This is a genomic window from Pseudomonas syringae group sp. J248-6, assembly GCF_032586995.1.
In the GTDB taxonomy this organism is placed as follows: domain Bacteria; phylum Pseudomonadota; class Gammaproteobacteria; order Pseudomonadales; family Pseudomonadaceae; genus Aquipseudomonas; species Aquipseudomonas amygdali.
The window spans coordinates 9799-27866 of record NZ_JAWHOP010000028.1 but is presented as its reverse complement, the minus strand read 5'-3'; the positions used below and the strand labels follow the sequence as shown (position 1 = coordinate 27866).

The 18068-nt window shown below is 60.5% G+C and carries 16 protein-coding genes; 4 read left to right on the top strand and 12 right to left on the bottom strand.

The annotated features are described in order from the left end of the window. The first annotated feature begins 14 nt into the window (after positions 1-14). Entirely contained in the window at positions 15-491 is a 477-nt protein-coding gene (locus tag RYC17_RS24165; RefSeq protein ID WP_057403657.1) for a TIGR02444 family protein, read from the top strand. On the opposite strand, the gene RYC17_RS24160 is transcribed toward RYC17_RS24165, so the two are convergent. Then, the gene (locus RYC17_RS24160; protein ID WP_058409841.1) at positions 488-1513 is read right to left on the bottom strand and encodes an AlgP family protein; all 1026 of its coding nucleotides are present in this window, start codon (positions 1511-1513) and stop codon (positions 488-490) included. The genes RYC17_RS24165 and RYC17_RS24160 overlap by 4 nt on opposite strands. A 216-nt stretch (positions 1514-1729) precedes the next feature. Here RYC17_RS24160 and RYC17_RS24155 point away from each other — a divergent pair, with 216 nt between their 5' ends. Next, on the top strand, positions 1730-2410 hold the full coding sequence (locus RYC17_RS24155) for an FKBP-type peptidyl-prolyl cis-trans isomerase (RefSeq protein WP_002551367.1): 681 nt from the start codon (positions 1730-1732) through the stop codon (positions 2408-2410). Positions 2411-2491: 81 nt separating this feature from the next. Here the strand turns inward: RYC17_RS24155 and RYC17_RS24150 are convergent, their stop codons facing one another. The 8 genes from RYC17_RS24150 to RYC17_RS24115 all read right to left on the bottom strand — a co-directional run bounded on the left by RYC17_RS24150 (position 2492) and on the right by RYC17_RS24115 (position 10061). Then, complete coding sequence (locus RYC17_RS24150) at positions 2492-2965, bottom strand: Rsd/AlgQ family anti-sigma factor (RefSeq protein WP_057405717.1); 474 nt, start codon at positions 2963-2965, stop codon at positions 2492-2494. Positions 2966-3139: 174 nt separating this feature from the next. After that, entirely contained in the window at positions 3140-3667 is a 528-nt protein-coding gene (locus tag RYC17_RS24145; protein WP_005732781.1) for a disulfide bond formation protein B, read from the bottom strand. A gap of 215 nt (positions 3668-3882) precedes the next feature. Next, the gene (locus RYC17_RS24140) at positions 3883-5127 is read right to left on the bottom strand and encodes a heme biosynthesis protein HemY (protein WP_122259342.1); all 1245 of its coding nucleotides are present in this window, start codon (positions 5125-5127) and stop codon (positions 3883-3885) included. Then, positions 5124-6245, bottom strand: coding sequence for a uroporphyrinogen-III C-methyltransferase (locus tag RYC17_RS24135; RefSeq protein WP_057403653.1), 1122 nt, complete (start codon positions 6243-6245; stop codon positions 5124-5126). The genes RYC17_RS24140 and RYC17_RS24135 overlap by 4 nt, the downstream gene beginning before the upstream one ends. Positions 6246-6298: 53 nt before the next feature. Then, positions 6299-7072 carry a uroporphyrinogen-III synthase gene (locus RYC17_RS24130; RefSeq protein WP_058402446.1) on the bottom strand — a complete coding sequence of 258 codons (774 nt, stop codon included), beginning with the start codon at positions 7070-7072 and terminating at the stop codon, positions 6299-6301. Next, entirely contained in the window at positions 7069-8010 is a 942-nt protein-coding gene (gene hemC / locus RYC17_RS24125) for a hydroxymethylbilane synthase (protein WP_058402445.1), read from the bottom strand. Before hemC ends, RYC17_RS24130 begins: the two co-directional genes overlap by 4 nt. 225 nt (positions 8011-8235) lie before the next feature. Beyond that, entirely contained in the window at positions 8236-8982 is a 747-nt protein-coding gene (locus tag RYC17_RS24120; protein ID WP_002551374.1) for a LytR/AlgR family response regulator transcription factor, read from the bottom strand. Next, complete coding sequence (locus tag RYC17_RS24115; protein WP_044321083.1) at positions 8979-10061, bottom strand: sensor histidine kinase; 1083 nt, start codon at positions 10059-10061, stop codon at positions 8979-8981. The genes RYC17_RS24120 and RYC17_RS24115 overlap by 4 nt, the downstream gene beginning before the upstream one ends. Before the next feature lie 133 nt (positions 10062-10194). Here RYC17_RS24115 and argH point away from each other — a divergent pair, with 133 nt between their 5' ends. Both argH and RYC17_RS24105 read left to right on the top strand, forming a co-directional pair. After that, positions 10195-11589, top strand: a complete 1395-nt coding sequence (gene argH / locus RYC17_RS24110) for an argininosuccinate lyase (protein ID WP_219170696.1) — start codon at positions 10195-10197, stop codon at positions 11587-11589. A gap of 457 nt (positions 11590-12046) precedes the next feature. After that, positions 12047-13288, top strand: a complete 1242-nt coding sequence (locus RYC17_RS24105) for a nucleoside recognition domain-containing protein (protein ID WP_316904601.1) — start codon at positions 12047-12049, stop codon at positions 13286-13288. Between the two features lie 4 nt (positions 13289-13292). Here the strand turns inward: RYC17_RS24105 and RYC17_RS24100 are convergent, their stop codons facing one another. The 3 genes from RYC17_RS24100 to RYC17_RS24090 all read right to left on the bottom strand — a co-directional run bounded on the left by RYC17_RS24100 (position 13293) and on the right by RYC17_RS24090 (position 17669). Next, on the bottom strand, positions 13293-14486 hold the full coding sequence (locus RYC17_RS24100; protein WP_316904600.1) for a DUF5924 family protein: 1194 nt from the start codon (positions 14484-14486) through the stop codon (positions 13293-13295). Positions 14487-14582: 96 nt separating this feature from the next. Then, positions 14583-15959, bottom strand: a complete 1377-nt coding sequence (locus RYC17_RS24095) for a pitrilysin family protein (RefSeq protein ID WP_316904599.1) — start codon at positions 15957-15959, stop codon at positions 14583-14585. A 57-nt stretch (positions 15960-16016) separates the two neighbouring features. After that, on the bottom strand, positions 16017-17669 hold the full coding sequence (locus RYC17_RS24090; RefSeq protein ID WP_316904598.1) for a Na/Pi cotransporter family protein: 1653 nt from the start codon (positions 17667-17669) through the stop codon (positions 16017-16019). Positions 17670-18068 lie beyond the last annotated feature (399 nt).

The following is an 18068-nucleotide window of genomic DNA, read 5'->3' as shown; positions in this document are numbered from 1 at the left end:
ACAGGTGGATCACTATGCCTTCAGCGCTCTGGAGTTTCACCCTCGATTTCTATGCCCGTCCGGGTGTAGAGCAGGCTTGTCTGACGCTGCAAGCCAACGGGGCCAACGTGTGCATGGTGCTTTGCGGGGTATGGCTCGGCACGCGCGACGTGGCGTGCAATGCGCAGCGATTAGCGCAAATAAGGCAATTGGCGACCCCTTGGCACGATGAAGTGGTGCGTCCGCTGCGGGATTTGCGTAATCAATGGCGCAATGCAGCGCTTGAGGACGCGGTGCTGATGACGTTGCGAATGAAGGTCAAGACGCTGGAGCTGGAGGCCGAACAGAGTCTGATGCTGAAACTTGAGGCACTGACTGGAGACTGGCCAGCGGGTGAGGCGAGAAATGCAGAGGAATGGCTGATCGAGCTCGCTGACGGAGAGGCAGAAAAAAACCGCGATGCGCTGCAGTTGCTGCGCATCGCGGTTGATCTTGCCGTCGACCAGACTTAGGAAGCGCTGGTTGGCGTTGCGCCATTGGCAGGTGTTGCCGGTGCAGCAGATGGCGCGGCAGGTGCAGGCGTCGTCGGCTTGGCAGCGGCAGCAGGCGCTGGCGTAGCCGGTTTGGCGGCGGTCGGCTTCGCTGCTGGCTTGGCCGCAGGTTTGGCGACAGGCTTGGCTGCTGCTTTCACAGGCGCCTTGACTGGTGCTTTGGTCGCGGCCTTCGCGGGCGCTTTCACCGGGGCTTTCGCCGCTGGTTTGGCTACCGGAGTTTTTGTTGCTGCTGGTTTGGCAGCGCTGCTTGCCGTCGTTTTGGCGACAGGTGCCTTGGCCGCAGCCGCTTTGGCAGCCGGCCGGGTGGCAGCAGGTTTAGCCGTAACCGGCTTGGCGGCGGCTGTTTTTGCCGCGGCAGGCTTCGCTGCTGCCGCTGCCCGGGTGGCAGGTTTGGCGGCAGCTTTGACCGGGGCCTTGGTTGCCGCAGGTTTGGCTGCAGGCTTGGCGACCGTCGAAGGCTTGGCAGCAGTTTTGGCGGCAGGCTTGGCAGCGGCCGCTTTCACTGCGGTTTTTGCAGGTGCTTTTGCTGTAGCGGCAGTCGCTGCTTTGGCGGCGGCTTTAGGGGCAGCAGGCTTGGCATTGCGAGTGGTCAGGATCTTGCCGACCGCCTCTTTCACGCGACCGATACCCTGGGCCAGCTTCAGGCTCTCCTGGGCATCGCGCTTGAGGTGCAGAATGTAGGTGCGGGTTTCGGTCTGGCGATCCTTGAGGGCATCGAGCAACTCTTCCAGCTCGGAAACGGCGTCTTTGGCCTTGGCCTGTGCCTTGGATTTTCCGGCGGTGGCAGCGTCCTGCAGTTTGATGCGGGAGTTGTGCAGTTTTTCCTGCGCCTTGCCGCGTTGTTTCTCAAGCTTGGCGAGCAGTTTCTCGGCATCAGCCAAGGCTTGGGAACAGGCGTCTTCCAGATGTTCAAGCAAGCTGCCCGATAATTGTTGGAGCAAATGCAACGGAGTATTTACTGGCTTCTTTTTGGCCGACATGACTTACCTCCTGGGTGACGAAATTGCGGCTCATACTAGGCTTCTGCGCGCATCGCCGCTAGCGCATCTTGACAGCATCCAGGGGGCGCTGTTGCATACTGCAAAAAATGATTGCCTGACACGATGCACAGGCATTGTGAAATTCACTTCGCAAGACTCGTCACTACACGCGCTGGCGCTGGCATAATCGCTGCCTTCCCAGGCCGGAGAGCATTAATGTCGCGCTACCTGTTAACGTCGTTGTTCCTCTTGCTACCCCTGGCTCAAGCTGCCGAAGCACCACCTGCGGCGGCCGATGATGGTCATGATCTCGCCTACAGCCTGGGTGCAAGCCTGGGTGAACGCTTGCATCAGGAAGTCCCTGACCTTGATCTCAAGGCACTTGTCGACGGTCTGAAACAGGCTTATCAGGGCAAGCCGCTGGCACTCAAGCAGGAGCGTATCGACCAGGTCCTGCGTGAGCATGACGCCGCAATCGCGCAGGCCGAGACCGCAGGCACAGACGCGCCTACCGAAGCAGCCCTCAAGGCAGAGCGCACGTTCATGGACAGCGAGAAGGCCAAGCCGGGTGTGAAGGTATTGGCGGACGGGATTCTCATGACCGAGCTGACACCTGGCACGGGGCCCAAACCTGATGCCAATGGCAGGGTTGAAGTGCGCTATGTGGGTCGTTTGCCGGACGGCACGATCTTCGATCAGAGCACCCAGCCGCAATGGTTCCGGCTCGACAGCGTGATCAGCGGCTGGACCAGCGCATTGCAGACGATGCCGACCGGCGCTAAATGGCGACTGGTGATTCCTTCGGATCAAGCCTACGGCGCTGAGGGTGCTGGCGACCTGATCGATCCGTTCACTCCGCTGGTATTTGAAATCGAGCTGATTGCCGTTTCACAGTAAGCGGATGTAAATCCGGAATCCAGAAACGCGAAAGGGTGCAAAAGCACCCTTGGCGGTTTTGTAGCCTCTGCATGCGAGCGGTCACACCTGCGCGGCGATCTCTTCCTTGTGGGAGTTGTGCAGCACTTCAATCAGGCAGTCTTCCAGCTCGAAGCGCTCGTGCAGCAGTTGCCCCAGCTGGTTGAATTCCTTGGCCACCACGGTAGCGTCCGAGCAGTCGCCCTTGTCGCAACGATCATTGAACGTCAACGCAAATTTGGTAATGACGTCCAGGCGCGGGTAGATCGTGTCAGCCAGCTCGAGCCCACGCTCGTCGTTGAACGCGCGGGCTTCATCACCCAGCTGTTCATAGACCTCAAAGTGGCCGGCCGAGACGTAATCGACAAGAACTCCACAGAAGTTCTGCAAGCCTTCAAGATCGGCTGCCAAAGCCTGGGGCGTGTCGCCCAGCGCATCGTAGGCTTCGACCAGTTCGAGGCGGCTTTGAAGCCAGCGATCAATCAGCTTATTGACTCCGCCCCAGCGTTCCTGAGCATTCTGACAACTTTCCAGCATGGTCTTCTCTCTTCCCTTCAGGGGCATGCAGTCCTGGGCCGGTCCTGGCGGTTAGCCTGTACCTGGCCTGATAGATGCGCCAGGACAGCATATTTCCAGTGACGCGTGCGGGCCAGATTATGCCCGCTCGACAAGGCCTTCAAGGTACGCAGGAGATAAAGTTCATACAAGCGTTTAATACCTGGCCCGATCTTTGGTCGCCAGCCAGTGGCTGAATTCGCTGAAAAGAGGATACAGGGGTAACAGCGCAAGGCCGGTAAATGCCAGCAGACTCCACTCCGGCAGGCTTATACCGAACAGGGTCCAGGTGATTTCTGCGCAAAACATTGCATCGCTTCGCAGCCGGTCAATGCACATGTCCAGTGAGAGCAGGCTTAACAGATGCTCCAGTCTGGTAATGAAAGGTATCAATTGATCTGCCGAGGCGGTTTGCAGCCATACCTGAGCGCCTGCCGTAACAAGCCCTGTCAGCGCGATCAGCAGAAAGCCCAGGCTGTAGCGCCGCATGCCTGTCGGGCCGGGAGCGTGGCAGGCAGCGCACAATGCCAACACACCGCAGGCGATGATTGCCGCGCGTTGTATCAGGCAAAGGACGCAAGGGTCGAGGCCGAAGGTTTGCTGCAGATAAAAGGCGGTGCCAATGATTGATGCACAGGCCAGCGATGCCAGGAAAAACAGGAAGCGTGTGCGAGCCAGATACATGGCAAATCCGTAACAAAGGACGAGGCGATTACGGTAGAGGAAAGGGTGCGGCGCATTCAAGGTGGCGGCGTGCGGATACTTCGCTGTTTATCTGGGAAAACAAACACACTACTACGTGGTTCTTTTACACATCGGCGTAGGAAGATTCTCACGAACTGGTTTCTGTTGTCGCCGAGACAGCATGGAGAGCCCTCTCACGGGGCTCTCCGACAGCTTTATGCTTTGGTCAGCGTAGGCACAGGGCGCGACAGGAAGCGCTCGTCGAGCAGGCCCAGGCCTTCCTGAAACAGCGTATTGCTGCGATCCGTCTCACCCAGTTGGGCCAGCAGACGAGCCAGCTCTGCGCAGGTCTCGGGGTTGCGTTCCAGACGCAGGCTGCTCTCCAGATAATCCCGCGCCTTGCCCCACAGTCGGCCTTGCAGGCAGATACGCCCCAGGCTCAGCAACAGGCTTGGATCGGCAGGATGGTGCTTGAGCCAGCCTTCTGCCGTTTGCAGTTGTTTCAGCGGATCGCTGCCGCGCACCAGGCCATACAGACGCGCCAGATGGCTGTTGTATTCGCGCTTGAGGGCGCTACGCAGCACTTCTTCAGCCTGTGCTTCGGCGCCCAGACGACGCAATTGATCGGCATACGCCAGCACCAGTTGCGGCTCCTGACGCTGTGCGGAGGCGAGTCCTTGCCAGGCGCTTTCCAGCGATGGCAGCCCGGTGGGTGAGCCTTCGATACCATCGCGGTACGCCGCCAGGGTCAGGTTCTCGCCCCAGGCGCGGCGTTCCAGCTCGGCAAGCTCCTTGGCTGGCAGGACCTTGTCCTTGCGCAGCTCCGGCATCAGACGAACAACATCGGACCAGTCGCCACGTTGCTGATACAGACGCTGCAACTGGCGAAGCACCTGAGGGTTATGTGGATGACGCTCTTTCATTGCCAGCAGCGTGGTGAGCGCACCTTCGGTGTCGCCACGATCCTGTTGCAGTTGAGCGTGATTCAGGGCAATTGCCAGTTCGGCTTGTGGCTGACGCTCCAGCGCACGCTCCAGCAAGGCATCGCAGTCTTCGTAACGCCCCTGCTCATTGGCCGCGCGGGCGGCACCAATGTAGTAAAGCAGTGGATGGGCATCGGCTTCCGCCGCCCGTTGCAGATGACGTTGTGCGCTGGCCCAGCGTCCCTCGGCAAGGTCCATCTGGCCATGCTCGATAGCCAGTTGCACACGGCGACGGCGGTTACGACGCGACCATGGGTTGACCACGCGGCCTGATGTCGTCAGCAGCGTGATGACCAGCCGCAGAAGGGCGATCACCAGCAGAACTGCGACCAGCAGCGCCAGCGTTGCCCACAGGCTCGATTCATAGCGGAAGTTCTGATAGGCGATCAGCACGTAGCCGGAATGCTCGGCGATGGCGACACCAATCAGCGCCGCGGCGGCGATAGCGATGAATAACAGCACATAAAAGCGCTTCATCGGCTGGTCCCCTGTTGCGCCTCGGCTGGCTGGCCCGCGGCATGACGGCGTTCAAGGTAAGCCTGCACCGAGCTAAGGCTCTGCGCCAGATCAGGGGTCTTGACCGATACGGGCTGTTTGGCCAGAGCCTCAAGCCCTTGGCCGAGCACTTTACTCTGTGGGTCGTCCTGATCGAAGTTGGCCTTCAGAACGCTCTGCGCTTCGGTAATGGCCTTGGTGTAGACCTGCGGCTCACCGTTGAGCGCCGCCCATTGCGCCTGCTCCAGCGCCAGGCTCAGGGCAAGGCGCACTTGGGAAAGGCTCTGGCCTGCCAATACCGGGCGGATATCCTTGTCGGCGTTGAAATCGATACGGAAGTAGTGGGAAATTTCGTCCCACCACTGCGTCCACCGGCTTTGTTCAGTCTTGTCGGCGGTCAGGCCCAGAAGAGACTCGCCCTTGTCTTCGTATTCAGGTGCCAGCTTGTTGAGCTGCTCAGCCTGTTCGCGGAGGGCGGCCAGTTGCAGGAACAGTCCGGTGCGGTCTGGCTGCTCAACGCTGCGCAAGGCGGCAAGGCTCTTGGCCAGTTGCTCGCGGGCCGCAAAGGAGCCGGGATCGTCCTGCTCACGCAGAATTTCGTCGGCACCCTGAACCAGCGCCTGAGCACTGTTGATGTCCTGCAGTGCTGAAAGACGCAGGCTGGCCAGACGCAGCAGATGCTCGGCCTCGGCCAGGCGCCAGTCCTTGCGGCTCGCGCCCAGCACGGTTTCGAGTCGCTGGCTGAGGCGCTGCTGATCGCCCTGCAATTGCGCGACCAGACGTCTGCTGTCTGCCAACTGATCGGCAGGCGGGAATTGCGCGAGGCGTGCGCTCAGTTGCTGATCATTCTGAGCCAGTACCAGCGTCTGCTCGGCGATGTCTTCAACCTGGCCGCGCTGCTGCTGGTGGCCTGCTTGCAGCATGCGCAGTTGCCAGACCCCCCAGCCTGCGACCGCGACACCCGCGATACCCAGCAGCAAGGCCAGGAATACCAGGCCACTGCTGCGGCTGCCGGTGCGCTCGGCACGTACTGGGTCAGGCTTGGGTGCAGGCGTTTTCAAAACCGATTCATCGTCTTTAGGCAAGGCTGTTTCGCTCACGTATCCCATCCTTTGCATTTTGGCGTAATAGCGTAAACGACAAGTGTCGATCATTACGCCTTGACGGCAGGCTGAGGTTGATCCCGCAACGCTGCCAGCAATGCCGTGGCGCTGGCGCCACGACAATCAATAACGGTCCGGGCTCCAGCTGCCTGCGCAATGCTGGCAACCCGGGGGCTTGGTACGAACAGTGGCAAATCGGCCAGGTCCGGCCATGAATCACCCGCCAGCTGAAGCAAATGTTCAAAACCCTGCCCACTGCTGACCACCAGCCCGTTCAAGCGTTCCACCGCAACACGTTGCGGCAGGGCGTCGGGGGCATGCTGCGGCAGGTAGCGACGATACAACGGCAGGTAATCAACTCCCACCCCCAACTCGCGCAATTGCTCGGCCAACAGTTCGCGTCCTTCGTCACCGCGCATGATCAGCACACGGCTTCCCGGTACGGCAATCGCCTGTTTCAAACGTGGCAGCTCAAGCAAGGCTTCGCTGTCATCGCCCTGCTCCGGCCAGCTCGCATCGAGCCCGTAATCAAGCAGTATCTGCCCGGTTGCTGAACCCACACTGAACCAGGGTTGCATGGGTGGCTGTGGCCACACTTCGTCGATCAGCTCGATGGCCAGCCGCGCCGCAGGTTTGCTGACCACGATCACTGCACAATAATTGAGCAGCTCGAAAATGATCGAACGCTGTGCAGGCGTCAAGGGCAATGGCTCGGTCTCGAGCAAAGGCAGGCTGCTGCTGAAGATACCGGCCTCGGCCAGCACGTTTGCCAGCGCTGCCGATTCTTCGGCCGGGCGGGTCAGCAACAGGCGCCAGGTGTTCATTCGTTGTTGGCCTCGCCATACACCGCTTTCAGAATGTCGGCGGCACCCTGCGCCAGCAGTGCTTCGGCCACCTGCACACCCAGCGCCTGGGCGGATGTCTGTGGCGCGCGGGCTTCGGCGTGCAGCAATACACTCCCGGACGGGTCGCCCACCAGCCCGCGCAACCAGACGTCATCGCCTTCCAGCACGGCATAACAGGCGATAGGCACCTGGCAGCCACCGTTGAGGTGCTTGTTCAGCGAGCGTTCGGCAATCACGCGCACGGCGGTGTCTTCGTGATGCAGGGGGGCAAGCAAGGCATGAATTTCGGCATCAACGCTGCGGCATTCGATACCCACCGCACCCTGGCCGCCCGCTGGCAGGCTGTCGTCAACGCTGATTGCCGAGGTGATACGATTTTCAAAGCCCAGGCGGATCAGGCCCGCGGCGGCAAGAATGATGGCGTCGTACTCGCCGGCATCGAGCTTGGCCAGGCGCGTATTGACGTTGCCACGCAGGAAGCGGATCTGCAGATCGGGACGACGCGCCAGCAATTGCGCCTGACGGCGCAGGCTGGAGGTGCCGACGATGCTGCCGGCTGGCAGTTCGTCCAGGCTGGCAAAGGTGTTGGACACGAACGCATCGCGTGGGTCTTCACGCTCGCAGATGCAGAACAGGCCCAGGCCTTGTGGAAAATCCATCGGCACGTCTTTCATCGAATGCACGGCGATATCGGCGTTGTCTTCCAGAAGCGCTGTTTCCAGCTCCTTGACGAACAGACCCTTGCCGCCGATTTTCGACAGTGGGGAGTCGAGCAGCTTGTCACCACGGCTGACCATGGGCACCAGCGTCACGAGCAGGCCGGGATGAGCCTGTTCGAGACGGGCCTTTACGTATTCTGCCTGCCAGAGTGCCAGCGCACTTTTGCGCGTGGCGATGCGGATTTCGCGAGAGGACATTGAACAATCCGTACTGAGTGAATGCGACGGATAATAACAGCTCAGCCAGGGTGGCTTCAGCGCCGACTGAAAACTTGCGTCAGCCCACTGACTTCGATCACCGAATCGGCCAGCGGCTGAGGGGGCAGGACGGTGCCCCGCAGACAAACCGGAGAACACACAGATCTGAAAAACCGACCAGTTCCGTGACTCGGTTTTGATGCCCAGGCTCCAGAGCGGGGAGCTCTAGAGCTGCTGCATCATCTTGCGTACACCGGCTACATGGCGGCGACTGACGATCAACGCATCGCCATTAAGCCCTCTGAGAAACAGCTGAAAATGCCCCAGCGGCGTGCGCTGCAACCGTTCTATTCGCTCGCGGGCCACCAGTGCATTGCGGTGAATGCGCACGAAACGGTCGCCGAATTCGTCTTCCAGCGCCTTGAGCGGCTCGTCCAGCAGCACTTCGCCACCCTCATGACGCAAGGTCACGTACTTATGATCGGCGATGAAGTAGATAACCTGGTCAAGTGGAATCAGCTCGATACCTTTGCGGGTCCGCGCGCTGATATGGCTGCGCGGGCCCGATCCGCTTTCTGCAGCCGGACGGGTCAACGCCGCCAGTTGCACGCGGTTTGGCCGCTCGGCTTTCCTCAATGCTTCGACGAGGTGCTCGGAGCGCACAGGCTTGACCAGATAGCCGACTGCACTGACCTGGAAAGCTTCCAGGGCGAATTCATCGTGGGCAGTGCAAAACACGACCGCAGGCGGCGCTTCCCGCTCGCACAGGCGCGCTGCAACCTGCAGGCCATCGAGACCCGGCATGCGGATATCGAGCAGCACCACGTCCGGTTTGTGAGTTTCAATCAGCGCCAAGGCTTCTTCACCATTGGAGGCGCTGGGTTCCAGTACTCGATAACCCTCAATCTCATTGACCATGCGGCTCAATCGCTCGCGGGCCAGGGGTTCGTCATCAACGATCAGGACATTCATATAGCTCTGGCTTCCTGCGTGAGTCTCGCACAAGGATAGCGTAGACAGGTGTAGTGACGACCGTCACGGCGCTCCACGCTCAGACTGGCATGCGGGCCAAAAAGTGCCGCAATACGTGCGCCTATATTCGTCAGAGCCTGCTGAGTACCGTTGGAAGTCTGCCGATTGGCAACTTCTTCATAGGGATTACTGACGCTCAATATGAACTCTCCCCCTTCATAGTTCGCTTCGACCGTTACAACGCCCCCCTCGACTCGCGGAGCAATGCCATAAATCAAAGCGTTTTCAAGTAATGGCTGCAAGGTTAGCTGGGGAATCGGCAAGTCATCGGGAATTGCACTCACCCTCCAGTCCAACTGTAGACGCTCGCCAAGACGATATTGCTCAATCGATAAATATCGTTTTGCCAATGCCAGCTCCTCGCCCCACGTTACCAGGCTGCCGGGCTTGGCCAGACTGGCGCGAAACAGGTCTGAAAGGTCGAGTACCGCCTGCTCTGCCTTGACCGGGTTGCTGGCAACCAGGCTGGCAATGCTGTTGAGGGTATTGAACAGAAAGTGCGGGCGGATCCGCGCCTGCAGCGATTCGATCCTGGCGCGCAGCTCGCCTTGTTGCTGCTTGCGCCACTGACTCTGCAGATAGAAATAGCGCAGCATCAGGGCGGACATGATCAACGCGATGGTCGAGTAGCGCAGGTAGCGCTCGACCATCCCGCCGATCGAGATCCGTCCGGTGAGCTGACAGACATCGGTGACGGCTGTGCACAGCAACGTCAGGCCGACCACCAGCAGGCAGCTGAGCATGCCTGCCAGCCCCGGTGTCAGGCGCGCCAGCCAGGGTCGCAAACCACACAGCAGCGCTGCGGAGAGCAGTACGATCCATTGCACGAACAGCGACATCAGCGCCAGACGTACCCAGTCGAAGCCGGTACGCATCGGTTCTACCAGCACCAGAACCAGCACCAGCAGCTCCGCCAGAACGACAAGCACCAGCAATGCCTGCGGCAGGCACAGTTCGGGGAGGAAAAAGTCTTTGCCGGGCACAGGCCGGGCATCGTGTTTCACAGGTTCGATTCGCATGCCTCCAGTCTCTGCCCTGGCCTCGTCAGCGGCAAGCTGTCCGGGGATAAAAATGCATCAACCCTGTTATCATCGCAATCGCCCTTGTGCCAGGTAACGGGCACGCCACTTTCTGTTAGCAACGAGCGAATCCATGAGCACCGACAAGACCAATCAGTCCTGGGGCGGCCGCTTCAGTGAACCCGTCGACGCGTTTGTCGCGCGTTTCACTGCCTCCGTCACCTTCGATCAACGTCTGTATCGCCACGACATCATGGGCTCCATTGCCCACGCCACGATGCTGGCCAAGGTGGGCGTTCTGACCGACGCCGAGCGTGACACCATCGTTGACGGCCTGAACACCATCCAGGCCGAGATCGAGGCCGGCCAGTTCGAGTGGCGCGTCGATCTGGAAGACGTGCACATGAACATTGAAGCACGCCTGACCGATCGCATCGGTATCACCGGCAAGAAGCTGCACACCGGTCGCAGCCGCAACGATCAGGTCGCCACCGATATCCGTCTGTGGCTGCGCGACGAAATCGACCTGATCCTGAGCGAAATCACGCGTCTGCAGCAAGGCCTGCTGGGCCAGGCCGAGCGCGAAGCTGAAACCATCATGCCCGGTTTCACCCATTTGCAGACCGCCCAGCCCGTTACATTCGGTCATCATATGCTGGCATGGTTCGAAATGCTCAGCCGCGACTACGAGCGTCTGGTCGACTGCCGCAAGCGTCTCAACCGCATGCCTCTGGGCAGCGCTGCGCTGGCAGGCACCACCTACCCGATCGACCGCGAACTGACCTGCAAACTGCTGGGCTTCGACGTCGTGGGCGGTAACTCGCTGGACGGCGTCTCGGATCGCGACTTCGCTATCGAATTCTGCTCGGCGGCGTCCATCGCGATGATGCACTTGTCGCGCTTCTCCGAAGAGCTAGTGCTCTGGACCAGTGCGCAGTTCCAGTTCATTGATCTGCCGGATCGCTTCTGTACCGGCAGCTCGATCATGCCGCAGAAGAAAAACCCCGATGTGCCTGAGCTGGTACGCGGCAAGAGCGGCCGCGTGTTCGGTGCCCTGATGGGCCTGCTGACCCTGATGAAAGGCCAGCCTCTGGCCTACAACAAGGACAATCAGGAAGACAAGGAACCGCTGTTCGATGCCGCCGACACCCTGCGTGACTCGTTGCGTGCGTTCGCCGACATGATCCCGGCAATCAAACCGAAGCACGCCATCATGCGTGAAGCGGCGCTGCGCGGGTTCTCGACCGCGACCGATCTGGCCGACTATTTGGTCCGTCGTGGTCTGCCGTTCCGTGACTGCCACGAAATCGTCGGCCATGCCGTGAAATATGGTGTGGAAACCGGCAAGGACCTGGCAGAAATGAGCCTGGAAGAACTGCGTCAGTTCAGCAATCAGATCGAGCAGGACGTGTTTGCCGTGCTGACCCTGGAAGGCTCGGTCAACGCCCGTAACCACATCGGCGGCACCGCACCCGAACAGGTCCGCACCGCCGTGGTCCGCGGTCAGGAACTGCTGGCCGGGCGCTGAATACAACCAAGGCATTCCTTTAGCCTGAGGAACGACCATTCAACTATCGTGCGACGCTCTGCGTCGCATGCCGTTCTGGACGCTCCGCGTCCGCTCTTGAGTGTGCGGCGCAGCGCAGATTTGTGACGCAGAGCGTCACCCACTGCATTCCCACGCTGGAGCGTGAGGAACGACCATTCAACTACCGTGCGACGCTCCGCGTCGCATGCCGTTCTGGACGATCCGCGTCCGATCTTGAGTATGCGGCGCCTCTCAGATTTGTGACGCGGAGCGTCACCCACGGCATTCCCACGCTGGAGCGTGAGGAACGATAATCGCAACTATCGTGCGACGCTCTGCGTCGCATGCCGTTCTGGACGCTCTGCGTCCGCTCTTGATTGCGCCGTACGGCCTCCGCCGATTTCCCTCCAGCGCACCCCGCCGCTATCATCGCCGCATCTTGTGAGGGACTTATCCGATGCTCAATGGCCTGTGGCTTGGTTTTTTTGTCGTGGCGACGATTTCCGCGCTGGTGCAGTGGCTGGTGGGCGGCAACGCCGGCATTTTTGCGGCGATGGTCGAAAGTATCTTTGCCATGGCCAAACTGTCGGTCGAGGTCATGGTGCTGCTGTTCGGCACACTGACGCTGTGGCTGGGCTTTTTGCGCATCGCCGAGAAGGCGGGCATCGTCGACTGGCTGGCCAAGGTTCTCGGTCCGCTGTTTCTGCGCCTGATGCCGGAAGTGCCGCCCGGCCACCCGGCACTCGGGCTGATTACCCTCAACTTCGCCGCCAATGCGCTAGGGCTCGACAACGCCGCCACGCCTATCGGTCTGAAGGCCATGCGTTCGCTGCAGGAACTCAACCCGAGCAAGACCACCGCCAGTAACGCGCAGATCCTGTTTCTGGTGCTCAACGCCTCCTCGCTGACGCTGCTGCCGGTAACTATCTTCATGTACCGCGCCCAGCAGGGTGCTCCCGACCCTACCCTGGTATTTCTGCCGATTCTGCTGGCTACCAGCGTCTCGACCATCGTCGGCCTGCTGTCGGTCGCGCTCATGCAGCGTCTGCGTCTGTGGGACCCGGTGGTGCTCGCCTACCTCATCCCCGGCGCCCTGCTGCTGGGCACCTTCATGGCCTTTCTCGGCACGCTGTCGGCGGCTGCGCTGGCGGGCCTGTCGTCCATTCTGGGTAACCTCACGCTGTTCGGCCTGATTATGATGTTTCTGATCATCGGCACGTTACGCAAGGTGCTGGTCTATGAGGCCTTTGTCGAAGGTGCGAAGGAAGGCTTCGACGTCGCCAAAAGCCTGTTGCCTTATCTGGTCGCCATGCTCTGCGCAGTGGGTGTGCTGCGCGCATCCGGCGCGCTGGACTTTGGCCTGGAAGGCATTCGGCATGTGGTGCAGTGGCTGGGGCTGGATACACGCTTCGTCGATGCGTTGCCGACCGCGATGGTCAAACCCTTCTCCGGCAGCGCCGCCCGGGCACTGTTGATCGAAACCATGCAGACCCAGGGTGTCGACAGCTTCGCAGCCTTGGCCGCCGCAACGATTCAGGGCAGCACCGAAACCACGTTCTACGTGCTAGCGGTGTACTTTGGCGCTGTGGGCATTCAGCGCGCTCGCCATGCAGTGGGTTGCGCACTGCTGGCCGAGTTTGCCGGTGTGGTGGCCGCGATCTTCGTCTGCTACTGGTTCTTCGGCGCGACTGCTTCCTGACGGCTCACTGCGCCGGAGCCTGAGGTGCAGATTCAGCAGGTGCCGACTCGGCAGGCGCTGCCTCCCGCTTTTCCTGCTTCGCCTGATCGGCGGGTGCAGATTCAGGTGTGGTTTCTTCAGCCGAGTCGCCGCCCGGCTTGAGTTTGATTATCCGCCCGGTAGGTCGTTTAACGGCCGGTTGATCGTTGTCGGTGACCACAAAGCGCAGCACGCCGATCATCTGGCCGTCCTCGGTCAGCACCCTCACCTGCCAACGCCCTGTCACGTCCTCCGGGAAGTTCTGTTTGCGTGTCCAGGCGCGATAGCCTTCCTTGCGGCCGCCGTGGATATCCAGCGCGATGCGGTCCATCTCTTCGCCTTCATGCCACCACACATGGTAGATACGCTCATCCAGACCGCGCGGCGCATTGATGGCGGTGTACGCATACAGGCCGCCGTTGCGCAGCTGTTTGGCGCTGATCAGCGAAATACTGTCGCCCGGTGTGCGGTTCTTGTTATCAAAGTCCGGGCTGACCGCCACTTCGGTCAACCAGAGCGTCGCAGGCGGCACCCAGGAGCGCAGCAACCAGCCCGCCGCGCCGATGGCCAGGATGATGCTGATCACGGCCAGTGCGCTGCGCCAGGTGTTGAGCGGGAAGTTCGACATCAGGCTGGGTGCCGACAGCAGCATCGCCACGCCCAGCGCCAGTTTGTAACTCTCGGCGGTGGTCAGGTGCAGGATGATCGGCAGCGCGGTCAGCAGTGCCGCGAACAGTGTCAGAGTGTGCAACGTCATGAACAGCCAGCGTCTGGGCGCAAGCCACTTGTAGTAGAGAGGGTCGATGATCGAGATCAGCCCGGCGGCGCCGAGCACCGCAGTGAATACCGCCTGACCACTGTTCCAGGTGGTGGTGATGAAAAAGAACGGCAACACGAAAAACAGGCTTTCCTGATGGATCATCTGCGTGCCGTAGCGCAGCAAACCCTGCGGAATCTCGCGGCCCAGCGCCTTGTTGAGCAGCCCGACCATGGTGTTTTCGACCATCAGCCACAGCCAGCTGATCAGCATCACCACGGCAATCCAGGTGGCCAGTCCTGCCTGGCGATCGACCAGAATGAAACTGGCGATACCGGAAACGAAACCAAACGCTGCAATGAGCCCCGGGTAGCGCTGCATCAAGTTGAGCACGGGTGTCACATAGCGATTCACGTCAAGCATCGGAGGGGTCACTCGGTTCTGTTCATACAAAAAACCGCGCAGCGTAACAAGCGCGGCGCGCAGCCAACACCACCAATGCAGTTCGGCGTCAGAATTCTATTTATTGCGTACACGCCAGCGCCACACGGCCAACAAGGCTATCAGGCCCAGCACCCCGCCAATCAGCCAATACAGGCCGTCATAACTGAACAGAGGCTTTTCAATTCGCATGTAGCCCGGCTGGGCGAGCAGCTGGCGCATGGCCTGACTGGCTGTCTCCAGTTTCACCGCCTTGATGCGTTTGGCCGGGTCCTCAAAGCGCCCGTTTTCGTAATCATTTAGCGCGCTCCAATAATAGTCGGCCAGCGCACTATTGCCCTGTGTGGCCCACGATTGCCGGTCGATGGCGAGCTGTTGCAACCGCGCAAATGTAGCGGGCTGCATGCCTTCTTTTTGCAGGCGCTCGACCATATTGCGGATGTCCTGCTCGGCTTCATCGGCATCGTCACGTTCGACATCGGCATTCAGGCTCAAAAACCCGACATCGCCGAACACTTCCCGCTCGGCAGAAGGACCGTACGACAAGCTATGTTTCAGACGCAGCTCAGTGTAGAGCGTCCAGTCAAGATAGGCTTTGACCAGCTCCCAGGTTTCGTCGTGCTGGTCGTCGAGCTGTGGCTCGGGGTAGATCAGGTGCAGCTTGACACTCTCGCCCAGCCCGCCGCGCTCAAGCTCGCGTCGCGGCTCGGCTGAACCCGTGCTTTGCGCCAGCGGCGGGTGATCGATGGGGTCGGTGGGTGCCAGTTTGCCGTAAGTGCGCTCCAGATAGGCCGGCAACAGCTTGTCCAGATCGCCAACCACGATCAGCGTCATGTTATTGGGCGCGTACCAGTTGGCGAAGACGTCTTCGATATGGCCCAGCTTGATACCATCCACTTCAGGACGCTCGGCGCATTTGAGGCCCAGCTCCACCGCCAGTTGACTGCTGGCGCTGCGCCCCGAGTCACGCCGGTCAAGCAGGCGCTGCAGGTGTGAAAAGTGCCCGCCGTCTTCGCGCTCTACAACGCGTTTGACGCCGTCCAGTCGTGCCTGGCTGAGCTCGGTTCTGGTCATGATCTCCAGCAGCAGGTCGAGCACCTTGCGCTGGTTGCGCGCAGGCGCTTCAATCACGAAGGTGGTATCGGCGTTGCTGGTGAAGGCGTTCCACTCGCCGCCCAGTGCCTGCATGCGCTCCTCCAGCCCCCCTTCACCGCTGTCATCCACGCCGCTGAACAGCAAGTGTTCCAGCAGGTGCGGCAGCTCCTTGTCCTGACAGGGGAAGTCATCGAAACCGATGCCTACCACCAGGCGGATGGCGACGTGACCCTTTTCGGAACCGGGCTTGAGAAGGACTTGCAAACCATTGGGCAGCAGATAGCCCTCGACCTGAAGGCGGTCAAGGGCAAACGAAGGGAGTGAACCGAGGAGCAGACAAGCGAACAGCAGGCAACGCATAAAACAGCTTTCCTGGCGGGCCGGTATGTTTAACAGACTTCACCTCGGCCCTTACGTTCATAGTGATCGTTCGGGCTCGCTCTCGCTCGACAAGGCCCCGGTGTCGGCCGTTTCCAGTACCACATAAGCGCTGCTGCAAAACAGCGAGTTCAGGCGTTTCATGTCGGCAATCAGTTCCAGGTGCAGCGAACTGGTCTCGATACTCTGCACAACCTTCTGCCGCAGGCGGCTGACGTGAGCATGCGCCAGACGGCGTTCCTGGGCTCGAAAACGGCGTTTTTCACGCAGTAATTGACGCGCGCTTTCCTCGTCACCGCTGAGGAACACCGAGAGCCCCAGACGCAGGTTCGACTGCAACTGGATATGCAGATCGGCGAGTTCTTCCAGGCCGACTTCCGAGAATGAGCGGCGGTGCGAGGTCTTCTGCTGCTGGATCTTGCGCAGCATGCGTTCGATCAGGCCACTGGCCAGTTCCAGATTGATGGTCAGCTCGATGATCTCGGCCCAGCGTCGGTTGTCGTGCTCGCCGAGGTCTTCACGCGGCATCTGCGCCAGGTAAAGCTTGATCGCGCTATAGAGCACTTCCACGTCATCGTTGAGACTCCGCACTTCCTGAGTGACCGCCGTCTGCGTGCCGCGCAGCACCGCGAGCATCGAGCCCAGCATGCTCTCGATCAAGTCGCCCATGCGCAGGGTTTCGCGCACCGCGTTGGCCAGTGCCAGGCTGGGCGTCGACAATGCGGTCAGGTCCAGATGGCGAGGTTTGGCCAGGCCACCGACCTCGTTCTGCTGCGGCAGCAAGGCCGCGCACAACCGCGCCATCGGGCCGACGGTAGGCAGCATGATCAGGCAGCGCAACGTGTTGTAGATCAGGTGAAAGCCGATCACCAACTCCTGCGGACGAAAGCCCAGCGTGTCGATCCAGGCAACCAGCGGGTCGAGCACCGGAATGATCAGCAACAGGCCGAACAGTTTGTACAGCAGGCTGCCCAACGCGACTTGCCGACCAGCAACGTTCTGCATGCTGGTGCTGAGAAACGCCAGCAGACCACTGCCGATATTGGCACCGATCACCAGGCCGATCGCCACTGGCAGACCAATGACTTCCGTGCCCGCCAAGGTGGCCGTCAGCAGAACTGCCGCGAGGCTGGAATAGGAGATCAGCGCAAACATGGCACCGACCAGCGCATCCAGCAGAAGGTCGCCGGTCAACGAGGCAAACAACACCTTGACCCCGGCCGCCTGGGTGATCGGTGCAGCCGCTGCGACGATCAATTGCAGCGCCAGCACGATCAGGCCCAGGCCGATACCGACCCGCCCCAACTGACCGGCACGGGTCTGCTTGCGCGACAGAAAGAACACCACGCCAAGGAAAATCAGCAACGGCGACAGCCACGACAGATCGAACGTCAGCACGCGGGACATCAATGCCGTGCCGACATCGGCGCCGAGCATGATCACCAGCGCCGGTGTCAGCGTCATCAGCCCCTGGCCGACAAATGAGGTCACCAGCATGGCAGTGGCATTGCTGCTCTGCACCATGGCTGTCACCAGAATGCCGGCGATGAACGCCAGTGGTCGCTTGGACATGTTCTGGCTGAGTAAACGACGAAGTTGTGCACCGTAAACACGAAGGATGCCAGTGCGCACGATATGCGTGCCCCAGATCAGCAGGGCGACGGCAGATAGCAAATCGAGCAGGGTCAGCATGCTGAAAGCCCCCTGAGGTTTGCCCGTTCAGGCGATGAATTGAAAGATGTGCATGTAGCGAGCGGGGAAAGGGTGTAACGCTCTACTAAGCTTTTAGTCGGCTATTAGCCTTGGCGCCAGCATCGCACAGGGTGGGATTCATTGAAATAAAAGTGTCATAAATCCGCACCGCAAATGCAAGATCGGACGCGGGAGCGTCGCACGATGGCTGAAGAGCTTCGGCACGACAGTTGGATTATCGTTCCGCACGCTCCAGCATGGGAATGCCGTTCGTGACGCTCTGCGTCATGGATTTACGCCACACCGCTTATTCAGGAGAGGACGCGGAGCGTCCAGAACGGCATGCGACGCGGAGCATCGCACGATGGCTGAAGAGCTTCGGCACGACAGTTGGGATTA